Annotated in this window: 22 protein-coding genes; 14 read left to right on the plus strand and 8 right to left on the minus strand. The window is 65.3% G+C overall.

Annotated elements, in window-relative coordinates; translation table 11 throughout:
• Positions 1-51 precede the first annotated feature (51 nt).
• The gene (locus tag ACP7BY_RS03525; protein ID WP_033966446.1) at positions 52-2,616 is read left to right on the plus strand and encodes a TonB-dependent receptor; all 2,565 of its coding nucleotides are present in this window, start codon (positions 52-54) and stop codon (positions 2,614-2,616) included.
• A 31-nt stretch (positions 2,617-2,647) separates the two neighbouring features.
• Here ACP7BY_RS03525 and ACP7BY_RS03530 read toward each other — a convergent pair whose 3' ends face one another.
• On the minus strand, positions 2,648-4,429 hold the full coding sequence (locus ACP7BY_RS03530) for a sensor domain-containing phosphodiesterase (RefSeq protein ID WP_137902804.1): 1,782 nt from the start codon (positions 4,427-4,429) through the stop codon (positions 2,648-2,650).
• A 260-nt stretch (positions 4,430-4,689) separates the two neighbouring features.
• Between ACP7BY_RS03530 and rplK the strand changes: the two genes are divergently transcribed.
• The 3 genes from rplK to ACP7BY_RS03545 all read left to right on the plus strand — a co-directional run bounded on the left by rplK (position 4,690) and on the right by ACP7BY_RS03545 (position 6,362).
• Positions 4,690-5,121 carry a 50S ribosomal protein L11 gene (gene rplK / locus ACP7BY_RS03535; RefSeq protein ID WP_033966441.1) on the plus strand — a complete coding sequence of 144 codons (432 nt, stop codon included), beginning with the start codon at positions 4,690-4,692 and terminating at the stop codon, positions 5,119-5,121.
• Positions 5,122-5,125: 4 nt separating this feature from the next.
• Entirely contained in the window at positions 5,126-5,818 is a 693-nt protein-coding gene (gene rplA / locus ACP7BY_RS03540) for a 50S ribosomal protein L1 (RefSeq protein WP_010404067.1), read from the plus strand.
• Positions 5,819-6,155: 337 nt separating this feature from the next.
• Entirely contained in the window at positions 6,156-6,362 is a 207-nt protein-coding gene (locus ACP7BY_RS03545) for a cold-shock protein (protein WP_010404074.1), read from the plus strand.
• 63 nt (positions 6,363-6,425) lie between these two features.
• Here the strand turns inward: ACP7BY_RS03545 and ACP7BY_RS03550 are convergent, their stop codons facing one another.
• Both ACP7BY_RS03550 and ACP7BY_RS03555 read right to left on the minus strand, forming a co-directional pair.
• Positions 6,426-8,360, minus strand: a complete 1,935-nt coding sequence (locus ACP7BY_RS03550) for an AsmA family protein (RefSeq protein ID WP_052192477.1) — start codon at positions 8,358-8,360, stop codon at positions 6,426-6,428.
• A 77-nt stretch (positions 8,361-8,437) separates the two neighbouring features.
• On the minus strand, positions 8,438-9,646 hold the full coding sequence (locus tag ACP7BY_RS03555; RefSeq protein ID WP_033966442.1) for a penicillin-binding protein activator: 1,209 nt from the start codon (positions 9,644-9,646) through the stop codon (positions 8,438-8,440).
• Between the two features lie 11 nt (positions 9,647-9,657).
• On the opposite strand from ACP7BY_RS03555, the gene rsmI reads away from it, so the two are divergent.
• From rsmI to ACP7BY_RS03575, 4 genes are all read left to right on the plus strand, one after another.
• Entirely contained in the window at positions 9,658-10,491 is an 834-nt protein-coding gene (gene rsmI / locus ACP7BY_RS03560) for a 16S rRNA (cytidine(1402)-2'-O)-methyltransferase (RefSeq protein ID WP_033966444.1), read from the plus strand.
• A gap of 104 nt (positions 10,492-10,595) precedes the next feature.
• On the plus strand, positions 10,596-10,946 hold the full coding sequence (locus ACP7BY_RS03565; RefSeq protein ID WP_126849110.1) for a YraN family protein: 351 nt from the start codon (positions 10,596-10,598) through the stop codon (positions 10,944-10,946).
• A 78-nt stretch (positions 10,947-11,024) separates the two neighbouring features.
• Complete coding sequence (gshB, locus tag ACP7BY_RS03570) at positions 11,025-11,975, plus strand: glutathione synthase (protein WP_033966364.1); 951 nt, start codon at positions 11,025-11,027, stop codon at positions 11,973-11,975.
• A gap of 107 nt (positions 11,976-12,082) precedes the next feature.
• A complete protein-coding gene (locus ACP7BY_RS03575; RefSeq protein ID WP_033966363.1) occupies positions 12,083-12,682 on the plus strand; it encodes a DedA family protein in 600 nt (199 codons plus the stop codon).
• On the opposite strand, the gene ACP7BY_RS03580 is transcribed toward ACP7BY_RS03575, so the two are convergent.
• The gene (locus ACP7BY_RS03580) at positions 12,679-13,584 is read right to left on the minus strand and encodes a tyrosine recombinase XerC (protein WP_249340847.1); all 906 of its coding nucleotides are present in this window, start codon (positions 13,582-13,584) and stop codon (positions 12,679-12,681) included. The genes ACP7BY_RS03575 and ACP7BY_RS03580 overlap by 4 nt on opposite strands.
• 87 nt (positions 13,585-13,671) lie before the next feature.
• Here ACP7BY_RS03580 and ACP7BY_RS03585 point away from each other — a divergent pair, with 87 nt between their 5' ends.
• The 4 genes from ACP7BY_RS03585 to ACP7BY_RS03600 all read left to right on the plus strand — a co-directional run bounded on the left by ACP7BY_RS03585 (position 13,672) and on the right by ACP7BY_RS03600 (position 19,590).
• Positions 13,672-15,840, plus strand: coding sequence for a primosomal protein N' (locus tag ACP7BY_RS03585; protein ID WP_081988806.1), 2,169 nt, complete (start codon positions 13,672-13,674; stop codon positions 15,838-15,840).
• Positions 15,841-16,092: 252 nt separating this feature from the next.
• Positions 16,093-16,503, plus strand: a complete 411-nt coding sequence (locus ACP7BY_RS03590) for a DUF2147 domain-containing protein (RefSeq protein ID WP_033966360.1) — start codon at positions 16,093-16,095, stop codon at positions 16,501-16,503.
• A gap of 45 nt (positions 16,504-16,548) precedes the next feature.
• The gene (locus ACP7BY_RS03595; protein WP_033966359.1) at positions 16,549-17,853 is read left to right on the plus strand and encodes an OmpP1/FadL family transporter; all 1,305 of its coding nucleotides are present in this window, start codon (positions 16,549-16,551) and stop codon (positions 17,851-17,853) included.
• Positions 17,854-17,994: 141 nt separating this feature from the next.
• Positions 17,995-19,590: a S1C family serine protease gene (locus ACP7BY_RS03600; RefSeq protein WP_249340848.1), complete on the plus strand. Its 1,596-nt coding sequence runs from the start codon at positions 17,995-17,997 to the stop codon at positions 19,588-19,590.
• Here the strand turns inward: ACP7BY_RS03600 and ACP7BY_RS03605 are convergent.
• The 4 genes from ACP7BY_RS03605 to ACP7BY_RS03620 all read right to left on the minus strand — a co-directional run bounded on the left by ACP7BY_RS03605 (position 19,579) and on the right by ACP7BY_RS03620 (position 23,685).
• The gene (locus ACP7BY_RS03605) at positions 19,579-20,058 is read right to left on the minus strand and encodes a DUF1203 domain-containing protein (RefSeq protein ID WP_033966357.1); all 480 of its coding nucleotides are present in this window, start codon (positions 20,056-20,058) and stop codon (positions 19,579-19,581) included. The two genes, ACP7BY_RS03600 and ACP7BY_RS03605, sit on opposite strands and share 12 nt — an antisense overlap.
• The gene (ada, locus tag ACP7BY_RS03610; protein ID WP_137902780.1) at positions 20,055-21,092 is read right to left on the minus strand and encodes a bifunctional DNA-binding transcriptional regulator/O6-methylguanine-DNA methyltransferase Ada; all 1,038 of its coding nucleotides are present in this window, start codon (positions 21,090-21,092) and stop codon (positions 20,055-20,057) included. The genes ACP7BY_RS03605 and ada overlap by 4 nt, the downstream gene beginning before the upstream one ends.
• 63 nt (positions 21,093-21,155) lie before the next feature.
• Entirely contained in the window at positions 21,156-21,833 is a 678-nt protein-coding gene (locus ACP7BY_RS03615; RefSeq protein ID WP_033966356.1) for a dienelactone hydrolase family protein, read from the minus strand.
• 70 nt (positions 21,834-21,903) lie between these two features.
• The gene (locus ACP7BY_RS03620; protein ID WP_137902781.1) at positions 21,904-23,685 is read right to left on the minus strand and encodes a methyl-accepting chemotaxis protein; all 1,782 of its coding nucleotides are present in this window, start codon (positions 23,683-23,685) and stop codon (positions 21,904-21,906) included.
• A 242-nt stretch (positions 23,686-23,927) separates the two neighbouring features.
• Here ACP7BY_RS03620 and ACP7BY_RS03625 point away from each other — a divergent pair, with 242 nt between their 5' ends.
• Positions 23,928-24,482 (plus strand): F0F1 ATP synthase subunit delta, encoded by a 555-nt coding sequence (locus tag ACP7BY_RS03625; protein ID WP_033966355.1) that lies wholly within the window; start codon positions 23,928-23,930, stop codon positions 24,480-24,482.
• A 3-nt stretch (positions 24,483-24,485) separates the two neighbouring features.
• Complete coding sequence (gene atpA / locus ACP7BY_RS03630) at positions 24,486-26,015, plus strand: F0F1 ATP synthase subunit alpha (protein ID WP_010404112.1); 1,530 nt, start codon at positions 24,486-24,488, stop codon at positions 26,013-26,015.
• The last annotated feature ends 118 nt before the right edge of the window (positions 26,016-26,133 follow it).

A 26,133-nucleotide genomic window follows, 5' to 3' on the forward strand; every position in this document is an offset into this window, starting at 1 on the left:
ACGGATGCTGCGGTCGCGAACACCTTGTTGAAACAATACAGGGGGAATCTGATGTCGTCGTTCGGGTATCGTGCCGCCATTCTCGCACTCTTGTCGTCGACCGCCTTCGGAGCCCCCGCGTTCGCGCAGAGCGCCCCGCCCGAACCGGCCCCGGCCACCGCACCGACCGATGGCGGCGACATTATCGTCACCGCGACCAAACGCTCCGAAACCTTGCAGAATGTGCCGATCAGCGTCCAGGCGCTGACCACCAAGAAGCTCGACGAACTCAATATTTCGAACTTCTCGCAATATGCGCAGCAATTGCCTTCGGTGTCGTTCCAGGCGCTGGGCGGGACGCCCGGCACCAACGTCATCTATATGCGCGGCGTCGCCTCGGGCGGCGATGGCAACCATTCCGGCTCGCTCCCCTCGGTCGGCGTCTATCTCGATGAGCAGCCCGTCACCACGATCGGCGGCAATCTCGACGTCCATATCTATGACATTGCGCGAATCGAGAGCCTGTCCGGGCCGCAGGGGACGCTGTACGGCGCTTCGTCCGAAGCGGGCACGATCCGCATCATCACCAACCAGCCCGATCTCTCGCATTTCTATGGCCGCGCCGATCTTGAGGGCAATAAGGTCAGCAAGGGCGGCTTTGGCGGCAAGGCCGAGGGGATGGTCAACATCCCGCTGTCGCCCTCGATGGCGCTGCGCGTCGTTGGTTTCTACCAGCGCGATGCGGGCTATATCGACAATGTGCCGGGCACGCGGCGCTTCTGCGGTGGCACCAACTTTGATGCCAATGGCAATTGCGTGAAGGACGGCCTGACCGTCAACAACAACGCCTTCGTGAAAAAGGACTATAACGACACCGAAATCGCGGGCGGTCGCGCGGCGCTGAAGGTCGATCTCGACAGCAATTGGACGGTCACCCCGACCGTCATGTACCAGGATACGCGCAGCCACGGTGCCTATGGCTATGATCCCAAGGTCGGCGACCTGCAGGTGCAGCATTTCTACCCCGAATATCGCCGCGACCGCTTCATCCAGGCCGGGCTGACAATCGCGGGCAAGATCGGCAATTGGGACGTGACCTATGCCGGGGCCTATCTCGACCGCAAGGATTTCTCGTCTAGCGACTATACCGATTACGCCGAGGCCTATGACAATCTCTATGCGTCGGTTGGCGGCATCGCGGGGTATTTCTACTTCAAGGACAATGCCGGCAAAACGATCGACCCGCGTCAACGCGTGATCGGCAGCGACCATTTCAAGAAAATGAGCCAGGAATTCCGCGTCGCCAGCCCGTCTAGCGAGCGGTTCCGCGTGGTCGCCGGTGCCTTTTACCAACGCCAGAGCAATGACATCCATCAGGATTATCAGGTGCCCGGTCTGGCCGACACGCTCTCGGTCAACGGCCACCCCGGCACCCTGTGGCTGACGCAACAGCATCGCGTCGACAAGGATTATGCGATGTTCGGCGAGGCCAGCTACGACATCACGCCGCGGCTGACCGCGACCGTCGGCGGGCGCGCCTTCATCTATGACAATTCGCTGATCGGCTTTTTCGGCTTCGGTCGCGATCCGGCCAATGGCTACAGCACCACGCCATACAATGCGGCGGGCAGTTCGCGCACCGGCGTCGCCGGGTGCTTCACCACCAACGGCACGCGCCTGCGCGATGCGGTGGCAGCGGGCGGATCGACCACGTTGCTTCCGGCTGCGGTGGCGGGTGGCCCCTGCACCAATCTTGGCGTCTATCGCGTCGGAGAAGGTGTCGTGCCCGTGCAGGCATCCGGGCAAGGCGTGACGTATCGCTTCAATTTGAGCTGGAAACCGGTTGAGGGCGTTCTGCTCTACGGCACCGCCTCGCGCGGGTTCCGCCCGGGCGGCATCAACCGCCGCGCCGACGTCGCAGCCTATGCCGCCGATTACCTGACCAACTATGAATTGGGGGCCAAAACGACGCTACTGGGCGGCGCATTGCGGTTGAACGGCGCAATCTACCAGCAGGATTGGGACAAGTTCCAATTCTCCTTCCTGGGGGCGAACAGCTTCACTGAAATCCACAACGGGCCCAATGCGCGCATTCGCGGCGCGGAGATCATCGCCAATCTCAATGTCGGTGCACTGTCGGTGAGCGCTTCGGGCTCCTATACCGATGCCAAGACGCGCAAGAATCTTTGCCTGATCGACGATCCGACCTTCACCTGCACCGGCGCGGGCAATCTCCTGTCGGCAAAGGCTGGAACCCGTCTGCCGATCACGCCCAAGTTCAAGGCGAGCGGATCGGCGCGCTACACGGTGCCGGTCGGAGCAGCCAAAGCTTATGGCCAGGCGGTCGTGTCGTACCAGGGCTCCGCCGCGTCCGACATTCGATCGGCGACCTTTGGACCGGGCGGCATCATCTTCAACCCGGCCGCACAGCTCGGGCCATTATCTGCCTTCACCACCGCCGATTTCGCGGCCGGTGTGCAGTTCCAGCGCTACAGCTTCGAACTCTTCATCCAGAATGCCTTCGATACCCGCGGGCAGCTCTCACGCTTCCAGGAATGCGGCAGTTGCGGTCAGCGGCCCTATATCGTGCCCGTCACACCCCAGACGATCGGCGTACGACTGCATACGGACTTTTAGCGCGATACGAGTAGCGCCGCCTGGCCCTTCGTCAGGCGGCGCAGGCCGATCCGTTACCCGCCGCGCCTTGCCTTTGACGAAACCACCACTCGAAATCCTGTTGCTCCAGCGGGCGCGCATAATGATAGCCCTGCGCCTCGTCGCATCCCAGTGCATCGAGAATTTCCGCAGTTCGGGGCGTTTCGACACCCTCCGCGACGACGCGATGGCCAAGGCCATGCGACAATTGGATCATGGTCCGCACCAGAATGCCGGCCTGGTCCACCTCACGATCGAGCGATTGTACGAAGGACCGGTCGATTTTCACGACGCTGATCGGGAAACGTTGCAAATGGGCCAGGCTGCTATGGCCCGTACCGAAATCATCCAGCGCGATCCGGATACCGAGGTCCGCCAGCGCCCGCAGCCTGGCGAGTGCAACCACCGGATCGCACATCATCGCACTTTCGGTGACTTCCAACTCCAGAAATTCGGGCCGTACGCGGTGCTTCAACAGGTATAACTGCACCCGCTCGACGAAATCCGTCTCATCCAGGTTTGCCGCTGACACATTGATCGACAATTGCAGGTCAATCCCGCTCGCGTGCCACACGGCGAGTTGCTCCAGCGCTTTGTCCAAGACCCAGGTGGTCACCGGCCGCATCAGCGCGGTCTGCTCGACGATCGGGATAAACTCGTTCGGCGAGACGTCGCCCAGTTTCGGATGCGTCCAGCGTAGCAGCGCCTCCGCCCCACAGCATTGGCCCGATGCGAAATCGATTCGCGGTTGGTAGACAAGGCGCAACTCGCCCGGCAGATCGAAGGCGTCGCAAAAGTCCTTCAAAAGGCTGAAACGGCGCGCTTGTTTCCCGTCACTGGTCGATGAGTACAGGCTGATTTGCCCCCCGGCGAGGCGCGCGTCCTGCGCCGCGCTATAAGCCATCCGCAGCACGTCGCTGCCCGGAGTTTGCCCCGCGACAAAGGGCGCGACGCCGATCGTATTGGTTAACACGAACCGCTCGTGTGCCCCCCGTCTGCGGGCATCGTTCAATGCGATTTTCAGGCGCGCCACAAACGCCGCGTCTTCCATCTCCGGCAAGGCAAGAAAGGCGAACTGCGTCGCTGCGACATGATAGGCGATGCGGCCTGGACCGAGTCCCGCGCGTAAGCCCTCCGCTGCTGCCTGGACGATCTGGTCGATGAACGTCGGGCCCATGACGCTCATGCCTTGACTGAGCTGTTCGCTGGGTGCCAGATCCACCAAAGCCAGAAGGCGGCGCTCCCCCGGGGTATTGCGGCCCAAATCCTCCAGATCTTCCAGCAATTGGTTTCGGTTGAGCAGTCCCGAAACCGGATCGACACGACCGATCGCGTGCTGCAGCTCGATTTGCGACATCACCATGTCGGCAAGATCGGTCAAAGCCGCCATCTCTGCCTCGGAAACGGTGCGCGGCTCGTGACCAAGGACACACAGCGCGCCCAGCCCAAAACCGTTCCTCGTCGTAAGCGGAGCACCGGCGTAGAAGCGAATGCCGTCGCGTGCGAGGGGACAGTCGCTATAGGCAGGATCCGACAGCAGATCCGAGATGACCACAAATCCGGTGGATTCCGCGACCTGTGCGCAGGGCGCTTGCTCGCGCGGGATGAAAGTGTGCTCTACCCCGACGCGCGACTTGAACCATTGCCGGTCGCGATCGGTCAGCGACACTGCGGCGATCGGCAGCCCGAAAAGCATCGCTGCCATCCGCGTGATCCGATCGAAGCTGTCGCTCGGCGGCGTGTCGAGCAAATTGAGCTGCCGCAATGCGTCGAGGCGGGCTTGCTCGGGACACATTGACGAACTCTCCTTCGTAAGACGCAGCACTGCGCCACCTTACAATATAGGATTCGTTTTCAGGTGGATCGGGCTTGCGAGCCGAAATTGTCGCAAGATATAACGGCGATTGCACCCGATTGCCGTTTGCGCTATGCGCGCCAGCTTCCTGCACACAGCTGTCGGAATATGCGGGAGGGTGCCTCGGCACCCGCTTGAACCGCTAAACTTGAACCGGGCGTCGTGGGTTCCCCTCGCCGCCCCTTACAGAGTGAGTACACATGGCAAAAAAGATTACAGGCTATATCAAGCTGCAGGTGCCGGCCGGCAAGGCCAACCCGTCGCCCCCGATCGGCCCGGCGCTGGGTCAGCGCGGCGTCAACATCATGGAATTCTGCAAGGCGTTCAACGCCTCGACCGGTGACCAGGAAGTCGGCACGCCGCTCCCCACCGTGATCACCGTCTATGCCGACCGTTCGTTCTCGTTCGAAACGAAGACCCCGCCGGCATCGTATCTGATTAAGAAGGCCGCCAACCTGAAGTCGGGCTCGAAGGAGCCGGGCAAGGTGTCCGCCGGAAAGATCAAGCGTTCGCAGCTCGCCGACATCGCGACCGCGAAGATGAAGGATCTCAACGCCAACGACCTCGAGTCGGCAACGCGCATCATCGAGGGTTCTGCCCGCGCGATGGGCCTCGAAGTGGTGGAGGGCTAAGATCATGGCATTTGTCAGCAAGAAGCAAAAAGCCGTCACCATCGACCGTCAGAAGCTGCACGGCGTGGACGAAGCCATCGCGCTCGCCAAGGCCGGTGCAACCTCGAAGTTCGACGAGACGATCGAAGTCGCGCTGAACCTCGGCGTCGATCCGCGCCACGCCGACCAGATGGTCCGCGGCGTCGTCACGCTGCCCAAGGGCACCGGCAAGACCGTGCGCGTCGGCGTGTTCGCCAAGGGTGCGAAGGCCGATGAAGCCCGCGCCGCTGGTGCGGACGTGGTCGGTGCGGAAGACCTGATGGAAATCATCCAGGGTGGCACGATCGATTTCGATCGCTGCATCGCGACCCCGGACATGATGGGCATCGTCGGTCGCCTCGGTAAGGTGCTGGGTCCGAAGGGCCTGATGCCGAACCCGAAGCTCGGCACCGTCACCATGAACGTCGCTGAAGCGGTCAAGGCAGCCAAGGGCGGCCAGATCGAATATCGCGTCGAAAAGGCCGGCATCATCCACTCGGGCATCGGCAAGGCGTCGTTCCCGGCAGAAGACCTGCGCGCGAACTTCGACGCGCTGGTCGATGCCGTGGTCAAGGCCAAGCCGTCGGGCGCGAAGGGCAAGTATGTCCGCAAGGTCGCGGTCAGCTCGACCATGGGCGTCGGCATCAAGGTCGACGTGGCCGAGGTTTCGGCGGCGTAAGCCTCCGCGATTTGCTACGGAATGGAGGGCCGGGGGAAACCCCGGCCCTTTTTTCATGCGCACGCCTCTACGCCGTCACCCCGGGCCTGTCCCGGGGTCCACCGTGCCGCACAATTCCGGACGATAGATCTGGCGAGCGGTAGACCCCGGGACGAGCCCGGGGTGACGATAAACACCCGCCATTTGCTATTCCCCGCAAATGCGCCTAGGCGAGTGCTTGCTACAGTCGCAAATCGACGGTCTCTGGTGCTTTGCGGCCCCATCTTCCTTCTTTCACTGCTGATCTAGGCACGGGTTGGCGCGACTCTCGCGTCACCCAACAAGAAGGACGACCATCATGACCATCGGCACCGTAAAATTCTTCAACGCAGACAAGGGCTATGGCTTCATCGCGCCGGAAGGCGGCGGCGAAGACGCGTTCGTGCACATCACGGCCGTTGAGCGCGCCGGCATGGGCACGCTCGATAAGGACCAGCGCGTCCAGTACGAGCTGGAGCAGGACAAGCGCGGCAAGATGAGCGCCGTGAACCTGCAGCAGGCCTAATCGCCCGCGCAAGCGAATGACCAAGGGCCCGGCGAGCGATCGCCGGGCCCTTTTTCTATGCGCTCACCGCAGCGCAGCCGCCACCGCCGACTCGCAGTCGAAATGGGCGGGCGGTGGAATAACGACGGCGGGTGGCGTCTTTTCGAGCCCGAGTGCCCGGCCGAGCGAGCGCCCGAACACCTTCAGCAAATTGCTGTTACTCGGTTTGTCGGCGGTGCCCAGGCCCGCCACGGTCACCGTCGGCTTGCTCAGCGTGCCGCCAATCTGGATCGGATCGGCGATCTTCAACAGCGCGCGGCTCTTGCTCGTCCCAGCCAGCGTAAGGGCGATCCGTTCGCCATCCATCACGATCCGGCCCGCCCCTCGCCCCACCGAACTACCGGTATCGATGCCCAGCGGACGCGGCACGAGCACGCCATCGGTCGCACGGAAATCCGCGACGAGGCAGCGCAGCGGCACCATCCGGCTCGGCGAACCGAGCGCATGCACCACCGCCCCGCTCAAATTCTGGCCGAGCACATCCGCGACCATGCGGCGCACCTCGCCATCGGTCGCGACCATTGCTGCCTTGCCGTTGGCGCGCGACAGCGCCTCGCGCACCGTGTCGCCCTGCCCGGCCAACACGATGCGCCCCCGCACGCGTCCAGATACCATATCCGGCTCTCCAATCAGCGAATCGAGCGTCAGCCCGGCCAGTCGAAGATCGATCGACAGCTTGGGCCGCCCACTCCGGTGATCGACTTTCAGCGTGCCGACCATGCGCCCGGAGGCGAGGGTCGCCACGACGTCGCTGACCGTCAACAGACGATGGTCGAGCGTCAGCGTACCCGACAGCGTGCGAAACACCGTGCCCTTGCCCGCCAGAATACGGTCTACGCGGAATGCAATCGTACCGTCGGTCTTGCCCAGCTTGCTAAGGTTGATCCGCGTTGGTGGTATCACCCGCGGGCCGATCGCCGCCGATCGCGCGGCCGAAGCGGCATGACCGCGCGCATCCGCCAAATCATCGAAATCGAACTGCGACGCACGCAGCCTGGCATCGATCTTGGTGCGGCCATCGATCTTGTGGACCGTCGCCAGCCCGGCGAAGCGCGATCGCCCGACGCTGCCGCCGATCCGGTCGACATACCAGTCATGCCCGTCATGGCGGATCGCCCCGGTCAGGTTGATCGGCTGGGTGCCAAACAGCCCGGCCTCGATGATGCGATCGAGATTCTTGAGCGTGGGTGCCTGGGCGGTGATGGCCGCCGTAAAGTGGCGAGTATCGAGCACGCCCGCCATCTGGCCCTTGGCACTCATGTGCAACGCGGGCGAGACGAGCGTGGCGCTGAACGGATAGGGCGCAGCAGGGTCGATCCCGGTGATACGTCCGCCGGTCGCATCGAGCCGCACTGGCGTATCGAGGAACGTGCCCGTCGCGGAGAGGCGCAACCCGTTCCTCGCATCGACCGAAAGCGGTCCGGCGACCACCAATTGCCGCTTGGCATCGCGCAACACGAGTTGCGTGTTGGTGACCGTCAGGTCCGACAGAGTCGGGCGACCGCCCTGTCCATCGCCTTGCTTGCCTTCGCGCTTCCAGTTGGCGCGTCCGGTGGCGTCGCGCACCAGCGCGATGCGCCCGCCGTCGATGGTCACGCGGTCGGGCTGGAAATGGCCGAACAGCAACGCGAACACCGGTACACGCACGCTGGCCGACGACAAGCGAACGAAATCGCCCGGTCCCACCCAATCGGGCTGGGCGATATGGACGTCGCGCACCGAGATGACCGGCGTATAAGAAAAAATGCTGTCACGCGTCACCGCGCCCACCCGCACGGGGCTGCCCCAGGCCGATGAGATACGGCTTTCGACCAGGCCCCGCATCATTCCCACCGGAAAGGCACCGAGCGCCAACACCAGCAGGGTCACCACGCCAAAGATGGCGAGCACCGTTCCCAGCAGGATTTTGCGCCAGCGCGGTGCGCGAGGGGCGGGAGCGGCGGTTTCGGAAGCAATCACCCCACTACAACCCGACGCGTCCCCGATTGTTTCACCCGCGCAGCGAAATCCCGCGCGTTACTGCGCCCTTGGGATCGTCACCGCTCGAAACCGCTGGGTGCGGGCGAGATCGTCACCGTGGTGCCGCCGCGAATTTCCTGCACTTCCAATGCGCGTTCAGCGACATTGTCGCGACCGAACCGGAACGCGCCATCGATCCCGGCAAAGCCGCCGCGATCCTTCAAGCGATCTTCCGGAAAGGCTGCGCCCATCGGCCAGTCGCGCATGATGCGGATCGTCAGCAACACTGAATCATAGCCAAGGCTCGACAAGCGGAACGGTGCCGCGCCGAAGCGCGCCCGATAGCGCGCGGCATATTGGCGATAGAGACCGTCCGATACGCTCGCGAACCACGCGCCTTCCAGCGCGGCCTTGCTCGCAATCGCACTTTCCGAATTCCACAATTCGGTGCCGAGCACGCGCGCGCCGCCCATACCGTTCTTGCGCAGCACCGGCACCGCCGCCGACGCCGCATTGCCGCCATCGGCGATGAGGATCGCCTGATAGGGTGCGCTCTTGCTCATGCGGACAATCGCGCTGGTGATCGATCCGGGGACACGATCATAGGTCTGCAAGGACGCAACTTGCCCCCCGGCGGATTCGACCGCACGCAGGAAGGCGGTCGACGCCCGCTGCCCATAGGTGCCGTTGGGCACCAATCCGCCAAAGGTGGTGACGCCCTGTTCGCGCGCATAATCGACCACCCGGCCAATCGACTGGGCGGGCACATAGCCCATCAGATAGGCACCGTTTCCGGCTGCGGTCGCATCGTTGGAAAAGCTGACCACCGGCACGCCCGCGCGATGCGCAATCGGTGCCACTGCGCGCACGTCGTCCGCCAGCAACGGCCCGAGGATCAACTGATTGCCATCCGCCAGCGCCTTTTGCGCGGCCAGCGCGGCACCGGTGGCGGTGTCGTAGCTGGTGATGCGGATGCGCTCATTCTTCGAATCGAGCAGCGCCATCTGCGTGGCGTTGGCGAGACTCTGGCCGACCCCGGCATTGGGGCCGCTGAGCGGCACCAGCAGCGCGACGCGGTGGCGTTGGGTATCGGTCGGGATGCCCTGTTCGACGACGGGCTGCTGCGGCTGCACCGGGCGGGTGACCGGGGGGCGTTTTACCTGCGCGGGGCCACGCGGGACGACCGTCTGGCACCCGGCCAGCGCCACCGCCCCCGCAATCGCCGCCAACCGCAAAAGTCGTTTAAAGGCGATGGGCCGTTGCCCTGTCGTATCCCGCTCTGCCATGACCGCTCCTGATGACCCCTGATCTTTCGCCCGGCCTCTACATCGTTGCCACCCCCATCGGCAATCTCGGCGATCTTTCGCCGCGGGCCGCGCACATCCTGACGCATGCCGCCGTAATTGCCGTGGAAGACAGCCGCGTGACGGCCAAACTTCTGCATCATATCGGCGTGAAGCGGCAAATGGTTCCCTATCACGACCATAATGCCGAAGAAGTCCGCCCCGGCCTTATCGCGCGCATGGGGAGGGAGGCGGTGGCCTTGGTGTCCGATGCGGGCACGCCGCTCATCTCCGACCCCGGCTACAAGCTTGTGCGCGATGCGCGCGCGGCTGGGCATACCGTGTGGACCATTCCCGGCCCCTGTGCGGCTGTGGCGGCGCTGACGCTCGCCGGGCTGCCGACCGACCGTTTCCTGTTTCTAGGCTTCCTGCCCTCCAAGGCCCAAGCACGTGCCGCCGCCATTACTGAAGTCGCCGCGATCCGCGCGACTCTGGTGCTGTACGAATCCGGTCCGCGCCTGGCCGCGCTGCTGGCCGCGCTGGCCGAAGGTCTGGGCGACCGCGAGGCTGCGGTAACCCGCGAAATCACCAAGCATTTCGAGGAAGCGGTAACCGGCACGCTGTCGCAGCTCGCCGCGCGCTATGCCGACGCACCTCCCAAAGGCGAGATCGTCGTGGTCGTCGCCCCGCCCGGCGCGCCCGAGGCCGCCAGTGCCGACGATGCCGATGCCGCCCTCACCGAAGCACTGACGCGGCTGTCGACGGGCCAGGCGGCGAGCGAAGTCGCCAAGAAACTCGGGCTCGACCGCAAGGCGCTCTATGCAAGGGCGCTGGAGTTGAAGGCGTAAAACTCCCCTCCCGCTTGCGGGAGGGGCTGGGGGAGGGCATGTTTGGTGACGTGCCGCGCTTCGAAAGCCCCTCCCCTAACCCCTCCCGTAAACGGGAGGGGAATATAAAGCGCCGCCTCGCCGAAGCCTCCGGCCGCCGCGGCGAGCGCCTCGCCGGCTGGTGGCTCCGCCTCAAAGGCTGGCGCATCCTCGCCCGCCGCGTCCGTACCCCCGCAGGCGAAGTCGATCTGATCGCCAAGAAAGGTACCCTCGTCGCCTTTGTCGAGGTCAAGCTGCGCGCCACCGCCGCCGAGCTCGATTTCGCGATCGACGAGCGCCGCCTCGCCCGCGTCGCGGCGGCGGCCGAATATCTGATGCCAAGCTATGCCGATCCGGGCGACGACATTCGCGTCGATGTCATCCTGCTCGCGCCGGGCACGCGGCCCCGCCATATCGAGAATGCCTGGATCGGGTGACTTTGGCGGCGGACGCCCCTAGAGGTCGCTCGCATCCAAACCCGTCGCCAGCGATCGGGTATCGAGACGGAGAATCTCATGTCGCTCACCGTTGCCGTCCAGATGGACCCGATCGCGCATATCAACATTGCCGGGGATTCGACCTTCGCGTTGATGCTCACCGCGCAGCAGCGCGGGCACAGGCTGTTCCACTATAATGCCGAAGACCTGAATTATGCCGATGGCCGGGTGTGGACCAAGGCTGATCCGGTCACCGTGCAGCGCGTCGTCGGCAATCATTACAGCTTCGGCGAAGCCATCAACCTCGATCTGGGCGAGGACGCCGATGTCGTGCTGATGCGGCAGGATCCGCCCTTCGACCTCGGCTATATCACCGCGACGCATCTGCTGGAACGCATCGCGCACAAGACGCTGGTGGTGAATGACCCGGCCAGCGTGCGCAACGCACCCGAAAAGGTGTTCGTGCTCGATTTCCCGCAGTTCATGCCGCCGACGCTGGTGACGCGCAGCCTTGACGAAGCGCGCGCCTTTCTCGCGCAGCACGGCGAAATCGTCATCAAGCCGCTGCATGGCAATGGCGGCAAGGCGATCTTCAAGGTCGGGCAGGATGGCGCGAACCTGTCGGCGCTGATCGAGGTGTTCAACACCATGTGGCGGGAACCGCACATGATCCAGGCGTTCCTCCCCGCCGTTGCCAAGGGCGACAAGCGCATCGTGCTGGTCGATGGAGACGTCGCGGGCGCGATCAACCGCTTACCTGGCGAAGGCGAGATCCGCTCCAACCTCGCGGTCGGCGGGTCGGCGGTGAAGACCGAACTGACCGAGAAAGAGCGCGAAATTTGCGCGGTGCTCGGGCCGGAACTCAAAAGGCGCGGGCTGCTGTTCGTCGGCATCGATGTGATCGGCGGCGAGTGGCTGACCGAAATCAACGTCACCTCCCCCACCGGCATCGTCGCGATCGAACGCTTCGACGGCACCGATGTCGCCGCCCTGATCTGGGATGCGATCGAGCGGAAAGTTGCGGCATAGCCATCGTCACCCCGGGCTTGTCCCGGGGTCCACCATGGTATCAGCCACCGGCCGGAGGCGCGCGGCACGGTGGATGCCGGGACGAGCCCGGCATGACGGAGTGATGCGTGACCGAATTCATCATCAACCTCACGGCGTGGGGCGGCTATTTCGGCATTTTCCTGCTGATGGTGCTGGAGAACGTGTTCCCGCCCATCCCGTCCGAAGTGATCATGGGGCTGGGCGGTATCGCGGTCGCACGCGGGCAAATGGAGATGGTTCCGCTGATCGTCGCGGGCACGGCGGGGACGGTGGTCGGCAATTATTTCTGGTACTGGATCGGCTGGCACCTCGGCTATCAGCGGCTGCGCCCGTTCGTCGATCGCTATGGCCGCTGGCTCACGCTCGATTGGGAGCACGTCCTGCAGCTCGAACGCTTTTTTCAGCGTCACGGACAATGGGTGGTGTTCGTGTTCCGCTTCATGCCCGCCTTTCGCACAATGGTGTCGCTGCCCGCGGGCATGACGCGGATGCCGCGCGCACGCTTCCTGGCCTGGACGGCGGGCGGCGCGGCGATCTGGGACACCTTTCTGGCGAGTGCAGGCTATTATCTCGGCACCAACTTCCGCGAGCTGGATGCGTTCATCGGCCCCGCGACGATGGCGACGATCGGGGCGGTCGGCGTGTTTTACGTCTGGCGTCTGCTGCGCTGGCAGCCGCGTTGCTAGGCACGCGGATGCGCGTTGCGGTACACATCCAGCAAATGCGCCGCATCGACCTGGGTATAGATTTGCGTGGAGCTGAGGCTCGCATGGCCGAGCAATTCCTGCAGCGCACGCAAATCCGCCCCGCGCCCCAGCAAATGCGTGGCGAAGCTGTGGCGAAGCGCGTGCGGCGTGGTGCAATCGGGCAAGCCGAGCCGCACGCGCGCGCGCTGCACCGCCAGCCGGACGAGGCGCGGCGATAGCGGCCCGCCCTTTGCCCCGCGAAACAGCGGCGCGTCACGCGCGGTGCCATAGGGGCTGAGTGCGACATAGGATTCGATCGCCGCCCGCACTTGCGGCAGCAGCGGCACGATCCGCGTCTTGTCGCGCTTGCCCGTCACGCTCAGCGTCGCGCCCAGCGGCAGAATTGCCCCCGTCAGCCCCAGCGCCTCGGCCACGCGCAGCCCCGCGCCATACAGCAGCAACAGCACTGCCAGATCGCGCGCACCGATCCACGGTTCGGCGGCGTCCTCCGCGACATCCTCGGCCAAAGCGACCGCCTCGTCGGGCGAAACCGGGCGCGGCACCCCCTTTTTCACGCGCGGCCCCTTCAGGCGCGGCGTCGTCCCCTCGCCCACCGCAAACGCCAGGAACCCGCGCACCGCCGACAATTCGCGCGCCGCCGAGGCATTGCCGATGCCGCCTTCGCCCCGGCGCGCGGCAAGAAAGGCGCGCAGATCGGCCGCGCTCACCTTGGCCAGCATGTCGCGCTCCACCGCCGCGCCCCAATGCGCCTGCAGAAACGTGCACAGCCGCACCGCCGTCGCCTCATACGCGCGCACGGTATGCACCGAGCGCCGCCGGTCGCGCGCGAGATGGGCGGCATAAAGGCCGGGGAGTTCGCTCATCGCTGCGGTGTAGCGCATCGAATGGGGCAGGTAAGCCCCTCGCCTTCTGCCAAGCGGCGCATGGCCCCCCTTTGCCGCACGCCCGCAACCCGCCATATGCTCCCCATGTCCCGCGCCCGCGTCCTCGTCATGAATTCCGCGCTCGGCCCGCTCGATTACCGCGTGCCGCACGGAATGCAGGTCGAGCCCGGCTCGATCGTGATCGCACCGCTCGGCCCGCGCCAGTTGGTCGGCGTGGTGTGGGAGCCGGAGCGGATGCCGTCCGATGCCGAGGTCGGCGACAATCGCTTGCGCAACCTCATCGGCGTGTTCCCCGCCGCGCCGCTAACCGCGCCTTTGCGTAGGCTGATCGAATGGACCGCCGATTATTATCTCGCGCCCCCCGCCGCCGTGGCGCGGATGGCGCTCGCCTCCAGTTCGGCGCTGGAGGGGGCGAAGACCGTCACCGAATATCGCGCGACCGGGCTGTTGCCCGACCGCGTGACGCCGCAGCGCGAGCAGGCGCTCGAACAGATCGGCACCCATCAGGGCCTGATCCGCGAACTGGCGGCGATCGGCAATGTCTCCGACGCGGTCATTCGCGGTTTGGCCAAGGTCGGCGCGCTGGAAGCGGTCGAGGTCGATATCGACAGCCCGTTCACGCTGCCCGATCCCGATTTCGCAGCGCCCGCTTTGTCACCCGACCAGCGCGCCGCCGCCGCCACGTTGGTGGCGGGCGTCACCGCGCGCGCCTTCGCGCCGACGCTGCTCGATGGCGTCACCGGCTCGGGCAAGACCGAGGTTTATTTCGAGGCGGTCGCCGCCGCGATCCGCGAGGGACGGCAGACGCTCGTGCTGCTCCCCGAAATCGCGCTGACCGAACCCTTCCTGACGCGCTTCGCCGCGCGCTTCGGGGTGAAGCCCGTCGCTTGGCACTCAGGATTGCGCCAATCGCAACGCCGCCGCGCGTGGCGCGCCATCTCCAGCGGGCAAGCGCTGGTCACCGTCGGCGCGCGCTCCTCGCTGTTCCTCCCATACGCCAATCTCGGCCTGATCGTGATCGACGAAGCGCACGAGACGAGTTTCAAGCAGGAAGAGGGCGTGCATTATCACGCCCGCGACGTGGCGGTAATGCGCGCCAAGTTCGAACAGATTCCGGTAATCCTGGCGTCCGCCACCCCCGCGATCGAAACCCGCCAGCAAGTGGCGCTCGGCCGCTATGCCGAGGTGAAATTGCCCGGCCGCTGGGGTGCCGCCGAAATGCCTGCGATCGAAGCGATCGACCTGATCGCCGAGCCGCCGGAACGCGGCCACTGGATCGCCCCCCGTCTGGTGGTGGCGATGCGTGAAACACTGGCGCGGCACGAACAATCTTTGCTGTTCCTCAACCGGCGCGGCTATGCCCCGCTGACCTTGTGCCGCACCTGCGGTCACCGCTTCCAATGCCCCAATTGCACCGCCTGGATGGTCGAGCATCGTCTGGTCCACCGCCTCGCCTGCCACCATTGCGGCCATACCGAGCCAGTCCCGACAGTTTGCCCAGAGTGCCAGAGCGAGGACAGCCTGGTCCCCGTCGGCCCCGGCGTCGAACGCATCGCCGATGAAGTAAAGGCGCTCTTCCCCGACGCGCGTACCGCCGTCATCACCTCCGACACGATCTGGTCGCCCGCCAAGGCCGCCGAATTCGTCGCGCGGATGGAGGCGCATGACATCGACATTATCGTTGGTACACAATTGGTTACCAAGGGTTATCACTTCCCCAATCTGACGCTGGTCGGCGTGATCGACGCCGATCTCGGCCTCGACGGAGGCGATCTGCGCGCGAGCGAGCGCACCTTCCAGCAAATCTGCCAGGTCGCCGGGCGCGCCGGGCGCGGTGCCAAGCCCGGCCATGTCTATATCCAGACGCACAGCCCCAAAGCGAGCGTGATGCAGGCGCTCGTCTCGGGCGATGCCGAGGCCTTTTACGCCGCCGAGACCGAGCATCGCCGCGAGGCAGGCGCGCCCCCCTTCGGCCGCTTCGCCGGGATCATCGTGTCGAGCGAAGACCAGAAGGCCGCGCTCGAAACCGCCCGGCTGATCGGCCGCAGCGCGCCGCATCATGAGGCGATGGAAGTCTACGGCCCCGCACCCGCCCCGCTGGCGATGCTGCGCGGGCGACACCGCTTCCGCTTGCTCGTCCATGCCAAGCGCGCGCTCGACGTGCAGGACATCATCCGCGACTGGCTCGGCGGACTCGACTGGCCGAGCAAGGTGCGCGTCGTCGTCGATGTTGACCCGTACAGCTTTGTATGAGGCCCCCCGTCCCTTCTGACCCGTAACGTCGCTATCGTCCTCGATTCGACGGATTTTAACCCAATGGACTGCAACGTGGCTTGACTTGCCACGCCGCGCATCTATGCCACGACGCACTGCCAGCTTTCCGTTTACGTAAATGTTACCGAGGCGGAATGACACCCAGGCCACCCTGGGCACGCAGTTCACGACCGTAAGAATACGGCGCTGGATAATAATTTCCGCCTGGTCGCGGGTGTTGGAGAGTGAAATATGTCGCTATTGATTCTTGGTGCGCTGTTAGCTGGTGCCCCCGTCGCCGCCGATACCGCCCTTGGACGGTGGAAGACCGAAACCCACAACGCCATCGTCGAGATCACACGCTGCGGCGAATCGATCTGCGGCAAGATCCTCACCTCGGATATGATCCGCAGCAATCCCGCCTTGAAAGACGCGAAGAACGCCAACGAAAAGCTGCGTTCCCGCCCGCTCCAGGGCCTGTTGATGTTGAGCGGCTTCAAGTCCGAAGCAGGCGGCGTGTGGAGCGATGGCCAAGTCTATAATGCCGAAGACGGCAAGACCTATAGCGGCAAGATCACCCCTGTCGGCACGGACCAGTTGAAGCTGCGGGGCTGCGTCTTCTTCCCGCTGTGCAAAACCCAAACCTGGACCCGCGTGCGCTAACGCCACGCCCGTTCTCTACCCCCCAACGATACTCAGGAATTTTCAATGTCGTTTCGTATCAAAGCTCCGCTGCTGGGCGCGACCGCGCTCGTCTCCGCTTTCGGCTTCCAGGGCATCGCCCATGCCGATGCCTTTTACCTGGAGGCGCAGTCCGCCATTGGCGCGGGTCGCGCCTTTTCGGGTGAAGCGGCCGATCGTGGCCCCGCGTCGCTGTGGTGGAACCCGGCGGCGATCGCCGGCATCACCGATCCCAGCGCCGCGATCAGCGCCACCGCGATCCTGCCCAAGGGCGACGTGATCGACAATGGCACGCTCATCCGCCGTCCGGGCCAGTCGTTCGTGCCGGTCGGCGGCAATGGTGTGTCGCGTGATCCGATCAGCAATGGCGTGCTGCCGAGCGGCGCATTCGCCTATCCGATCACCGATCGCATCGCGGTCGGCGTCGCGGTAACCTCGCCGTTCAGCTTCACCACCGATTACGATGCGAACAGCTGGGCACGCTATAGCGCCGACAAGACCCGCCTGCGCACGATCGACATCCAGCCTTCGATCGGCGTGAAGGTGACCGATTGGCTAAACGTGGGCGGCGCGCTCAACGTTGAATATACCGATGCTTATCTCAGCAACGCGTTGCCCAACGTGCTCGCGTCGCTGCCCGATGGCAGCCAGACGCTGAAGGGTCATGGCTGGGATTTCGGCTGGACCGCAGGCGTGCAGTTGCACAACGACGTCGTCACCGTCGGCATCAGCTACAAATCGAGCATCAAGCATACGTTGACGGGAAATCTCAACGTGTCGGGGTTGGTCGGTCCGCTCGCCGGGTCCAACACGTCGCTGTCGGGCGTGCAGGCGCAGTTCAACACGCCGGGGCAGGTGATCGTCGCCGGCCGCTTCCGCGCCACCAACGCACTGACGCTCAATGCTCAGACAGTCGCCTATAACTGGAGCAAGTTCGACGCGATCCGGCTCGGTGCACCGCTCAATGTCGCGCTGCCCGAGAACTATCGCGACAGCTTCAGCGTGGCGGGCGGCTTTGATTATGCCGTCAGCCCCAAAGCGACGCTGCGCGCCGGGCTTCAGCGCACGATCACGCCGACGCAGGACGGCCTGCGCGATGCCCGCGTGCCCGATTCGGACCGTTGGACCTATGCGGCGGGCGGCAGCTATCAGTTGAACCGGCACATGACGATCGATGCCGGTGCGAATTACGTGAAGTTCGACGACGCCACGATCGACCGCGTGACCGCAGCCTATGCCGGCACCGCCGCGCAGACGCCGATCCTTACCAACGGCCTGCTGCGCAATGCCCATGCGATCGTCCTGTCGCTTGGTGGCCGCGTAACCTTCTGACGCATCCCTCCCCCTCCGCCAGCATTGCCTGGCGGAGGGGGGATCGGAGGACCGCCTTCGCCCGAAAGGACGACGCGGATTGCGGTCATTCGGTCACTTTCCTCTGTCTTATCGCGGCCTCGGCTGGCACAGAGCGCGGACATGGTCGCCGCAATCCTGTTCCACCTTTCCCGGTCGCTTTGGCAAAGGGCATGGCCCCTTTGGGCCGCCCTCCCCACGGCGCTGCTGCTGTGCTCGCTCGCGGGACCAGCCCGTGCGGACGATATCTCCGCCACCGCCCGCGGCGTCGTGCGCGTCGTCACCATCGCGATCGTCGATGACGAAGTGGTCGGCTTCGGCCATGGCAGCGGCTTCGCGGTCGCGCCCAACCGCATCGTCACCAACGCCCATGTCGTTGAACTGCTGACGCGCTATCCCGGCAATGTCGTAATTGGCATCGTGCCGTCGGAAGGCAGCAAGAGCTATCAGGGCAAAGTGATCGCGATCGACACGGTCCATGATCTCGCGCTGATCGAATTTTCCGGAACGCCGCTTCCGCCCGTGGCGCTGTATACCGGGCTGGTGTCCGAAGGCGGGATGGTCACCGCGCTCGGCTATCCCGGCAATGTCGATCTCGCGACCGCGCGCTCGGCGGTCGATTACATCCATCCACTCTCGCCGATCCGCACCGAAGGGGTGTTCTCCGGGCGTCGGCAGATGTCGGGGACCGACGTGCTGCTGCACACAGCGGGCATCGCACGCGGCAATTCGGGCGGGCCGCTGCTGGATCCGTGCGGGCGCGTGATCGGCGTCAACTCGGCGATCACGCGGGGTGAAGAGGGCGATTCGAGCTTTGGCTTCGCGATCGCCGACAGCGAACTTGCCGCCTTCCTCACCAAGGCCAAGCAACCCTTCCAGGCGGTTGGCATGCCCTGCACCAGCATCGCCGAGATCGACAAGGCCGAGCGCGAAGCCGACGCACAAGCCTCCGCCGAGGCCGACACGGCCAAGCGCGACGCGGCCGGCAAAGCCGTGCTGGCGCGCGAGGCAGCGCTGACCGCCGCCCGCGACGCCGCTGACCGCCACCGCGAGAACGTCATGGCAATCGCAACCTTGATGCTGGTACTGGGCGCGATGGCCATTGGCGCAGGGGGCCTGCTCGACGCGCAAGCGATGCGGCGCAAGGCGATCTGGGCCTGGGCAATCGGTGGTCTGGTGATGGTTGGCGCAGTGGTCGTGTTCGAGCTGCGCCCAACCGGCACCGTCTCGCTTCCCGCCGCGACACCGGCGGCGGTCGTGCCGCTCGCCCCGACCGTGTCCTCCACCACGCCGCTCGGCAAATTGCAGTGCCGTTTCGTACCCGAGCGGAGCCGCGTCGTCTCCTCGTCCACCACCGACCTTACGCTCGACTGGGGCAAGGCCGGCTGCATGAACGGGCGCGTCCAATATGCCGAAAACGGCAGCAAGTGGGACCGCATCCTCGTTCCCGCCGAGGAACAGACCGTATCGATCTTGCAGTTCGACCCGGCGACGCTCAGCTATGTCACCACCCGCTATTTTCTGGGTGCGGCCGAGATGGACAGCGTGCGCAAGATCCGCAGCCAGGTGACGGTGAAGGCCTGTTCCGCCGACGAAGCAAGCCGCGCCAATCTCGCGACCCAACAATCCGCTATTCGCACCGCCCTGCCCGCCCAGCCCAATGAGAAGATCGTCTACCGCTGCACCCCAGCATCGGGTGCGGCGACCTCAGGCGGCTGACACGCGATCCACCCGGGCGGCAAAGCAGCCGGGTTTGGCATTGTGGACGTGGAGATACGCGACGCGCGGATCCGAGAAGAACCCATCGATCGCGGTGGCGAGCCCGCTGCCGTCGATCACATCCGCGTCCAGCATCATCCCGGCCGCATCGAACGCGCGCACCGACAACAGGCGAATCGCCAGTTGCTCGGGAATGCTGTTGACGAACACCGCCGCAGTCTCGGCCCCTTCGCGAACGAAAATCGCGTGGCACGAGCGATAGGGCGTGGCGACCGGCAGATGCTCGTAATTGAGCAACAGCACCGTCTCCCCGACCGCCGCATCCTCCAGCGTCACGCGGCACGGCGAACCGGGCGCAGCCTCCACCACCATGCGGATCGCTCCCTGCGCTGCCAGAGCCGCATCGCTCTGTCCGTAAAGGTGCCGAAAGGGCGCGGGGTCGATTCCCGCAATCACGAAGCCGCTCATTTCACCCGCTCCCGCGTCCGCAGCGCGACCTTGCGGTCAATCCCATAAGCATAGCCGCCCAGCGTCCCGTCGGTGCGCTGCGCGCGGTGGCACGGCACGATGATCGACACCGGATTGGCACCGCACGCCGTCCCCGCCGCGCGCACCGCCTTGGGGTTGCCAACCGCCGTCGCCAGCTCGGCATAGCTGCGCGTCTCGCCCAACGGGATCGCGCGCAGCGCCTGCCAGATCGCTTCCTGGAAAGCGGTGCCTTGCACGTCGAGCGGCAAATCGCGGTCGCGATCGGGCGATTCGACGCTTGCCACCACCTGCGCCGCCAGATCGGCCAGCGCGGCACCACCCGGCACGATCTCGGCATGCGGGAAGCGCGCGCGGAGCGCCGCCTCGCCCTCGTCAAACGAGACGCGGCACAACCCCTTGTCGGTCGCGGCCACCAGCATTGCGCCGAGACTGGTATCGGCCACGGTCCAGCGGATCGTTACCCCCGCCCCGCCGCGCTTCCACGCGCTCGGTGTCATGCCCAGCCGCTTGGCCCCGCCATCATAAAAGCGGCTCGGCGCGGAATAGCCTGCCTCGTAAATCGCCTCGGTCACGCTGGCGGTACGCGCCAGCGCGCGCGCCGCGCGCTGCGCCATCAGGCCGCGCGCATAGGCCGCCGGGGTCACCCCGGTCGCGCGCTTGAACAGACGGTGGAAATGATGCGGCGCATAGCCGACCTGCGCGGCGAGATCCTCAAGCGGCACCACTTCCTCGGCCCCCTCGATCAGCGCGACCGCGCGCGCCACCGCGATCCGGTCGCGCCCGACCGCGTCGGGGACACAACGCAGGCACGCCCGGAACCCCGCCGCGCGTGCCTCCTCGGGCGTGCGGTAGAAGACGATATTCTCGCGCTTCGGGTGACGCGCCGGACAGCTTGGCTTGCAATAGATGCCGGTGGTTTTCACCGCGCCGACAAAGCGCCCATCGGAATGCCGGTCGCGCGCTTCGAACGCTTTCCAGGCGGCGTCGGGATCAAGGGGGAGGGTTTCGGTCATGCGACGATATACGCATGGTCCCGATGCGCCCACATCCCGTGGCTTGCGATCAAAGCAGCGCGCTCAACCGCCATTCGCTTCGAACAGCTCCAGCGTCCGTTCCTTGGCCAGATCGGCGCTTGGCTCGTGATAATCCTTGCGGCGATCCGAATTGAAGCCGTGGCCTGCCTCATACACATAGACCGTCGCCTTGGGCCACGCCTTGGCGATCACCTTTTCGACCCCATCCATCGCGATATGGTCGTCATGGCGGCCGAAATGCAGGATGACCGGGACCTTCGGTTCCTCATCCGCCGCATCGGGGATCAAGCTGCCATAATAAGCCGAGGCGGCGGCCACATTATGCAGGCGCGTCGCCGCGAACCACGCGACCGATCCACCATAGCAATAGCCGACCACGAACACCGGCCCGCGCCCGGCCAGCGCGTCGATGCAGGTCTGCACGTCGGCAAGCGTCAGATCGAACGGGTGCAGCTCACGCGCGAGTTGCACGCTGCGGGCAAACCCCTCGCCGGTATAGTCAGCCTCGAAGCCAGGATGCTCGCGGTCGAACAGCGCGGGGGCCAGCACTTCATAACCGTCGGCGGCATATTCCTCGCACAAATCGCGGATATGGTCGGTGACGCCGAAGATCTCCTGGACCAGCACGAGCCCGCCCTTGCGTCGCCCGGTCGGCTCGGCGTGATAGACGCCGATCTCGGCACCGTCCGACATGATCTTCTTTTGCATCTGGCCGGTCATAGAATCGCTCCGCCTCACACCCCTGCGGCGCAATCGCTACCAACATTGCGACCGGCGCGAAAGCGGCGCGTCAGGCCGCGCGCACATCCGCGATCAAGCGGTTGATTTGCGTGCGGAGCCGTTCGACGCCGCCCGCCACATCCTCGGCGGTGCGGGTGACATGGTCGGCGGTGTAGCGCGAGCGTTGCGCACGGTCGCGTAGGGTCTGCATGTTGGCGGCGGCATCGGCGGTGCCATCCTCGACCTCGGCGATCGCGAGCGCGATCGCCTGCGTCATGCCGCGCTGCTGGTCGACCGCCGCCGCAACATTGGCCGAGGATTGATCCAAATCCGCCACGAGCGAATCCACCGATTCGATCGTGGCAAGGACAGTGTCGCTGGCGGTACGGACGGCGGCGAGGCGTGCCTCGATCCGGCCGGCGGCGGACTGGGTCTGGCGCGCAAGCCCCTTCACTTCGTCGGCGACGACGGCAAAGCCGCGCCCCGCCTCGCCCGCCCGCGCCGCCTCGATCGTGGCGTTGAGCGCAAGCAGATTGGTCTGCCCCGCCACCGCCGTGATCATGTCGAGCACGGTGGCGATTTCCACCACCAACGCGCCCAGCGATTCGGCGCGATCCCGCCCCTCGAGCGTGCGCGCCCGCACCGTTGCCACGCTTGCGCGCGATTCGTTGGCGGCGCGGCTGATGCGGTCGATCGCGCCGGCCAGCGCCGTTGCCGAATGTGCGATGGTGCGCGCGTTGGTCGCGCTTTGCTCGGTCAGCGCGGCAGTCGCCATCGCTTGTTCTTCGGTGGTGCCCGCCTCGCCCGCCATCGCCGCTGCCGTCTCGCGGAGCGCGGGGCCAGCCGACACCAACTGACTGACCGAAGCGCCCGCTTCCCCTTCAAACACGCGGAACAGCGCATCGAGATGCGCCGCGCGGCGGGCACGGGCGGCATCCTCGCGCCGTTCGTTCGCACTCAAGGCGTCGGCGGTGCGGCGCGCCTCTTCACTCAGGCGCCGCGCATCGGCTGAGCGTTGCCGGGCGAACGCCAGCGCGCGCGCGATTTCGCCAATCTCATCGCTGCGATCGAGCGCCGGGATAGCCACGTCGGCGCGGTCGAGCGTGATGCTGCGAGTCGCCTCCGCAATCAGGGCGAGCGGCTGCTCGACCTGGCGGGCGAGCATTCGCATCCCCCAGAAAGCGACGAGGATCGCCGCCACCGTCACCAGCGCGACCAGAATATAGACTTGGCCAAACCCGGTTTCGAGGGCGCTGCGTTCGCGCAGCGCATCCGCACGGAGATCGGCGATCAGCGTCGCGCTTGTTCCTGTCAGCGGATCGATCGCCGCGTACAACGCGCCGCTGACGAAAAAGTCGAGCTGATCGGTGCGCCCTGCCCGCAGCAGGACCAGCAGCTTGTCGAGCGCCGCGTCGGCGTCATGCCGCGCCGAATCGACCTTCGCCACCTCATCGGCCCGGCGCGTGTCCAGGTTGTGATGGACGAAGGCGTCCCAGCTCGAAGCGATTTCTGCCCGATTGGCCTCGATCGTCGCCACTGCGCCCGAAGCCGACAGATTGCCGCTGCGTACCTTGTGCGCGGTCAACAAGGCTGTGGCGTAATTGGCGTTGACGCGTTGCAGTTCGCCGATCGGATAGAGCCGGTCCATGACCAGCGTGCGGACCCCGTGGCTGGTCGCCAGCGTCGTCCCGATCAAGGCGAGTGCGAGCATCGTCTGCATGGCCAGCAACGCCCAGACGATCCGCCGCAATTGTACGCGGATGTTGCCGCGACCTGTTTGCCAACGCAAAAACAACAGGCTCAGTCGAGCCGGAAGGACGAATAGCGAGCGGGGCAGCGCGATACGGTTCATGAATCTCGCTATGGCCGCCAAGGCGCGAACAGATGGTTAAGCCAATGTTACACTTGTGTGAAATACGAACAAAACGCTGGCCAATGCGTCGGCGGACGTGGTGCGCGCTTTCGACGTCCGCCGCATGACTTGCATCGCGCCCTACCCAATGCTAACCGCCCGCCAACCCATCTGAAGGCGCATTCCCCAACGCCCTCTATTTGCATGGGGCCACCATTCGTGCCCAAGAGGACCCCAATCGCGTGGAGACATCCGGCGGTATTCAAGCAAGCTTAAGCGGACGCTATGCGACCGCGCTCTTCGAGCTTGCCCGTGACAGCAAAGCCATCGATGCGGTCGAGGCGAGCCTTGGCCGCGTTCGCGCCGCCATCGCGCAATCGAGCGAATTCGCGCAGCTGATCGGCAGCCCGGTCGTTTCGCGCGCCGACGCCGCACGCGCGGTCGCAGCGGCAGCCGAAATGATCGACGTGGACGACACCACCGCCAAATTCCTCGGCGTGCTCGCCGAGAACCGGCGGCTGTCGCAATTGCCCGCAATCATCCGCGCGTTTCGCGGCCTCGCCGCGCGGCATCGCGGCGAAACCACGGCGGAGGTGACCTCGGCACATCCGCTGACCGACGATCAGGTCGACGCGTTGAAGCTGCAATTGCGCACGCGCATCGGCACCGATGTTTCGGTCGATCTCGCGGTTGACCCCACCCTCCTCGGCGGTCTGGTTGTCCAGATCGGTTCGCAACGGATTGACTCGTCGATCCGCACCCGTCTCAATACTCTCGCGCACGCGATGAAAGGTTAAGTCATGGATATCCGCGCCGCAGAAATCTCGAAGGTCATCAAGGACCAGATCGCCAATTTCGGCACTGAAGCGCAGGTTTCGGAAACCGGCCAGGTGCTGAGCGTCGGTGACGGCATCGCCCGCATCTTCGGGCTCGACAACGTCCAGGCGGGCGAAATGGTCGAGTTCTCGAACGGCGTGCAGGGCATGGCGCTCAACCTCGAGGCCGATAACGTCGGCGTCGTGATCTTCGGCTCGGACAGCCAGATCAAGGAAGGCGATGTCGTCAAGCGCACCGGCACGATCGTCGATGTTCCCGTCGGCAAGGGCCTGTTGGGTCGCGTCGTCGATGGTCTCGGCAACCCGATCGACGGCAAGGGCCCGATCGTTTCCGACCAGCGCAGCCGCGTCGAAGTCAAGGCGCCGGGCATCATCCCGCGCCAGGGCGTCAACGAGCCGGTGCAGACCGGCCTCAAGGCAATCGATGCGCTCGTCCCCGTCGGCCGTGGCCAGCGCGAGCTGATCATCGGCGATCGCCAGACCGGCAAGTCGGCGGTCGCGATCGACACCTTCATCAACCAGAAGGCCGCGCATCAGGGCGATGACGAGAGCAAGAAGCTCTATTGCATCTATGTCGCCGTCGGCCAGAAGCGCTCGACCGTCGCGCAGCTCGTCCGCACGCTGACCGAAAACGGCGCGATGGACTATTCGATCGTCGTCGCCGCAACCGCGTCGGACCCCGCCCCGCTGCAGTTCCTCGCGCCCTACACCGGCTGCGCGATGGGCGAATATTTCCGTGACAACGGTATGCACGCCGTCATCGTCTATGACGATCTGTCGAAGCAGGCGGTTGCGTATCGCCAGATGTCGCTGCTGCTGCGTCGCCCGCCGGGCCGCGAAGCCTATCCCGGCGACGTGTTCTATCTCCACTCGCGTCTCCTCGAGCGCGCGGCGAAGATGAACGACGCCAATGGCGGCGGCTCGCTGACAGCACTCCCGATCATCGAAACGCAGGCAGGCGACGTGTCGGCCTACATCCCGACCAACGTGATCTCGATCACCGACGGCCAGATCTTCCTCGAAACCGACCTGTTCTTCGCGGGCGTCCGCCCGGCGATCAACGTCGGTCTGTCGGTGTCGCGCGTCGGCTCCGCCGCCCAGACCAAGGCGATGAAGAAGGTGTCGGGCTCGATCAAGCTCGAGCTCGCCCAGTATCGCGAAATGGCCGCCTTCGCGCAGTTCGGTTCGGACCTCGATGCTTCCACGCAGAAGCTGCTCAACCGCGGCGCGCGCCTGACCGAGCTGCTGAAGCAGGCGCAGTTCTCGCCTATGCCGTTCGAAGAGCAGACCGTGTCGATCTTCGCGGGTACGCAGGGCTTCCTCGATACCGTTCCGGTCAACGCCGTCGTCCGCTATGAACAGGCGATGCTGGCGGCGATGCGCAGCGATCACGCCGATCTCCTGAAGGACATTCGCGACAAGCGCGATCTGTCGAAGGAGACGACGGAAGCGCTGAAGACCGCGCTGGGTGCGTTTTCGAAGACGTTTGCGTAAAACCCTCCCTCTCCCCACCGGGGAGAGGGCAGACGAGCGAAGCGAAGTCGGGAGAGGGGCCGTAACGCGGACGGAAGTTTGTGGGACGGCCCCTCTCCCCGACCCTCTCCCCGGAGGG

The sequence above is a fragment of the Sphingomonas sp. PSPC2-2 genome (genome assembly GCF_049897725.1).
Classification (GTDB): domain Bacteria; phylum Pseudomonadota; class Alphaproteobacteria; order Sphingomonadales; family Sphingomonadaceae; genus Sphingomonas.

Excerpts from the sequence above, each read along its gene's own strand:
- rplK (WP_033966441.1), top strand. The coding sequence starts at position 4,690 with ATGGCAAAAAAGATTACAGGCTATATCAAGCTGCAGGTGCCGGCCGGC.
- ada (WP_137902780.1), bottom strand. The coding sequence starts at position 21,092 with ATGACCGAAACCCTCCCCCTTGATCCCGACGCCGCCTGGAAAGCGTTC.
- ACP7BY_RS03525 (WP_033966446.1), top strand. The coding sequence starts at position 52 with ATGTCGTCGTTCGGGTATCGTGCCGCCATTCTCGCACTCTTGTCGTCG.
- ACP7BY_RS03580 (WP_249340847.1), bottom strand. The coding sequence starts at position 13,584 with ATGCGCTACACCGCAGCGATGAGCGAACTCCCCGGCCTTTATGCCGCC.
- rsmI (WP_033966444.1), top strand. The coding sequence starts at position 9,658 with ATGACCCCTGATCTTTCGCCCGGCCTCTACATCGTTGCCACCCCCATC.
- ACP7BY_RS03555 (WP_033966442.1), bottom strand. The coding sequence starts at position 9,646 with ATGGCAGAGCGGGATACGACAGGGCAACGGCCCATCGCCTTTAAACGA.
- ACP7BY_RS03605 (WP_033966357.1), bottom strand. The coding sequence starts at position 20,058 with ATGAGCGGCTTCGTGATTGCGGGAATCGACCCCGCGCCCTTTCGGCAC.
- rplA (WP_010404067.1), top strand. The coding sequence starts at position 5,126 with ATGGCATTTGTCAGCAAGAAGCAAAAAGCCGTCACCATCGACCGTCAG.
- ACP7BY_RS03600 (WP_249340848.1), top strand. The coding sequence starts at position 17,995 with ATGGTCGCCGCAATCCTGTTCCACCTTTCCCGGTCGCTTTGGCAAAGG.
- ACP7BY_RS03590 (WP_033966360.1), top strand. The coding sequence starts at position 16,093 with ATGTCGCTATTGATTCTTGGTGCGCTGTTAGCTGGTGCCCCCGTCGCC.
- ACP7BY_RS03620 (WP_137902781.1), bottom strand. The coding sequence starts at position 23,685 with ATGAACCGTATCGCGCTGCCCCGCTCGCTATTCGTCCTTCCGGCTCGA.
- ACP7BY_RS03545 (WP_010404074.1), top strand. The coding sequence starts at position 6,156 with ATGACCATCGGCACCGTAAAATTCTTCAACGCAGACAAGGGCTATGGC.
- ACP7BY_RS03530 (WP_137902804.1), bottom strand. The coding sequence starts at position 4,429 with ATGTGTCCCGAGCAAGCCCGCCTCGACGCATTGCGGCAGCTCAATTTG.
- gshB (WP_033966364.1), top strand. The coding sequence starts at position 11,025 with ATGTCGCTCACCGTTGCCGTCCAGATGGACCCGATCGCGCATATCAAC.
- ACP7BY_RS03585 (WP_081988806.1), top strand. The coding sequence starts at position 13,672 with ATGTCCCGCGCCCGCGTCCTCGTCATGAATTCCGCGCTCGGCCCGCTC.
- ACP7BY_RS03595 (WP_033966359.1), top strand. The coding sequence starts at position 16,549 with ATGTCGTTTCGTATCAAAGCTCCGCTGCTGGGCGCGACCGCGCTCGTC.
- ACP7BY_RS03615 (WP_033966356.1), bottom strand. The coding sequence starts at position 21,833 with ATGACCGGCCAGATGCAAAAGAAGATCATGTCGGACGGTGCCGAGATC.
- atpA (WP_010404112.1), top strand. The coding sequence starts at position 24,486 with ATGGATATCCGCGCCGCAGAAATCTCGAAGGTCATCAAGGACCAGATC.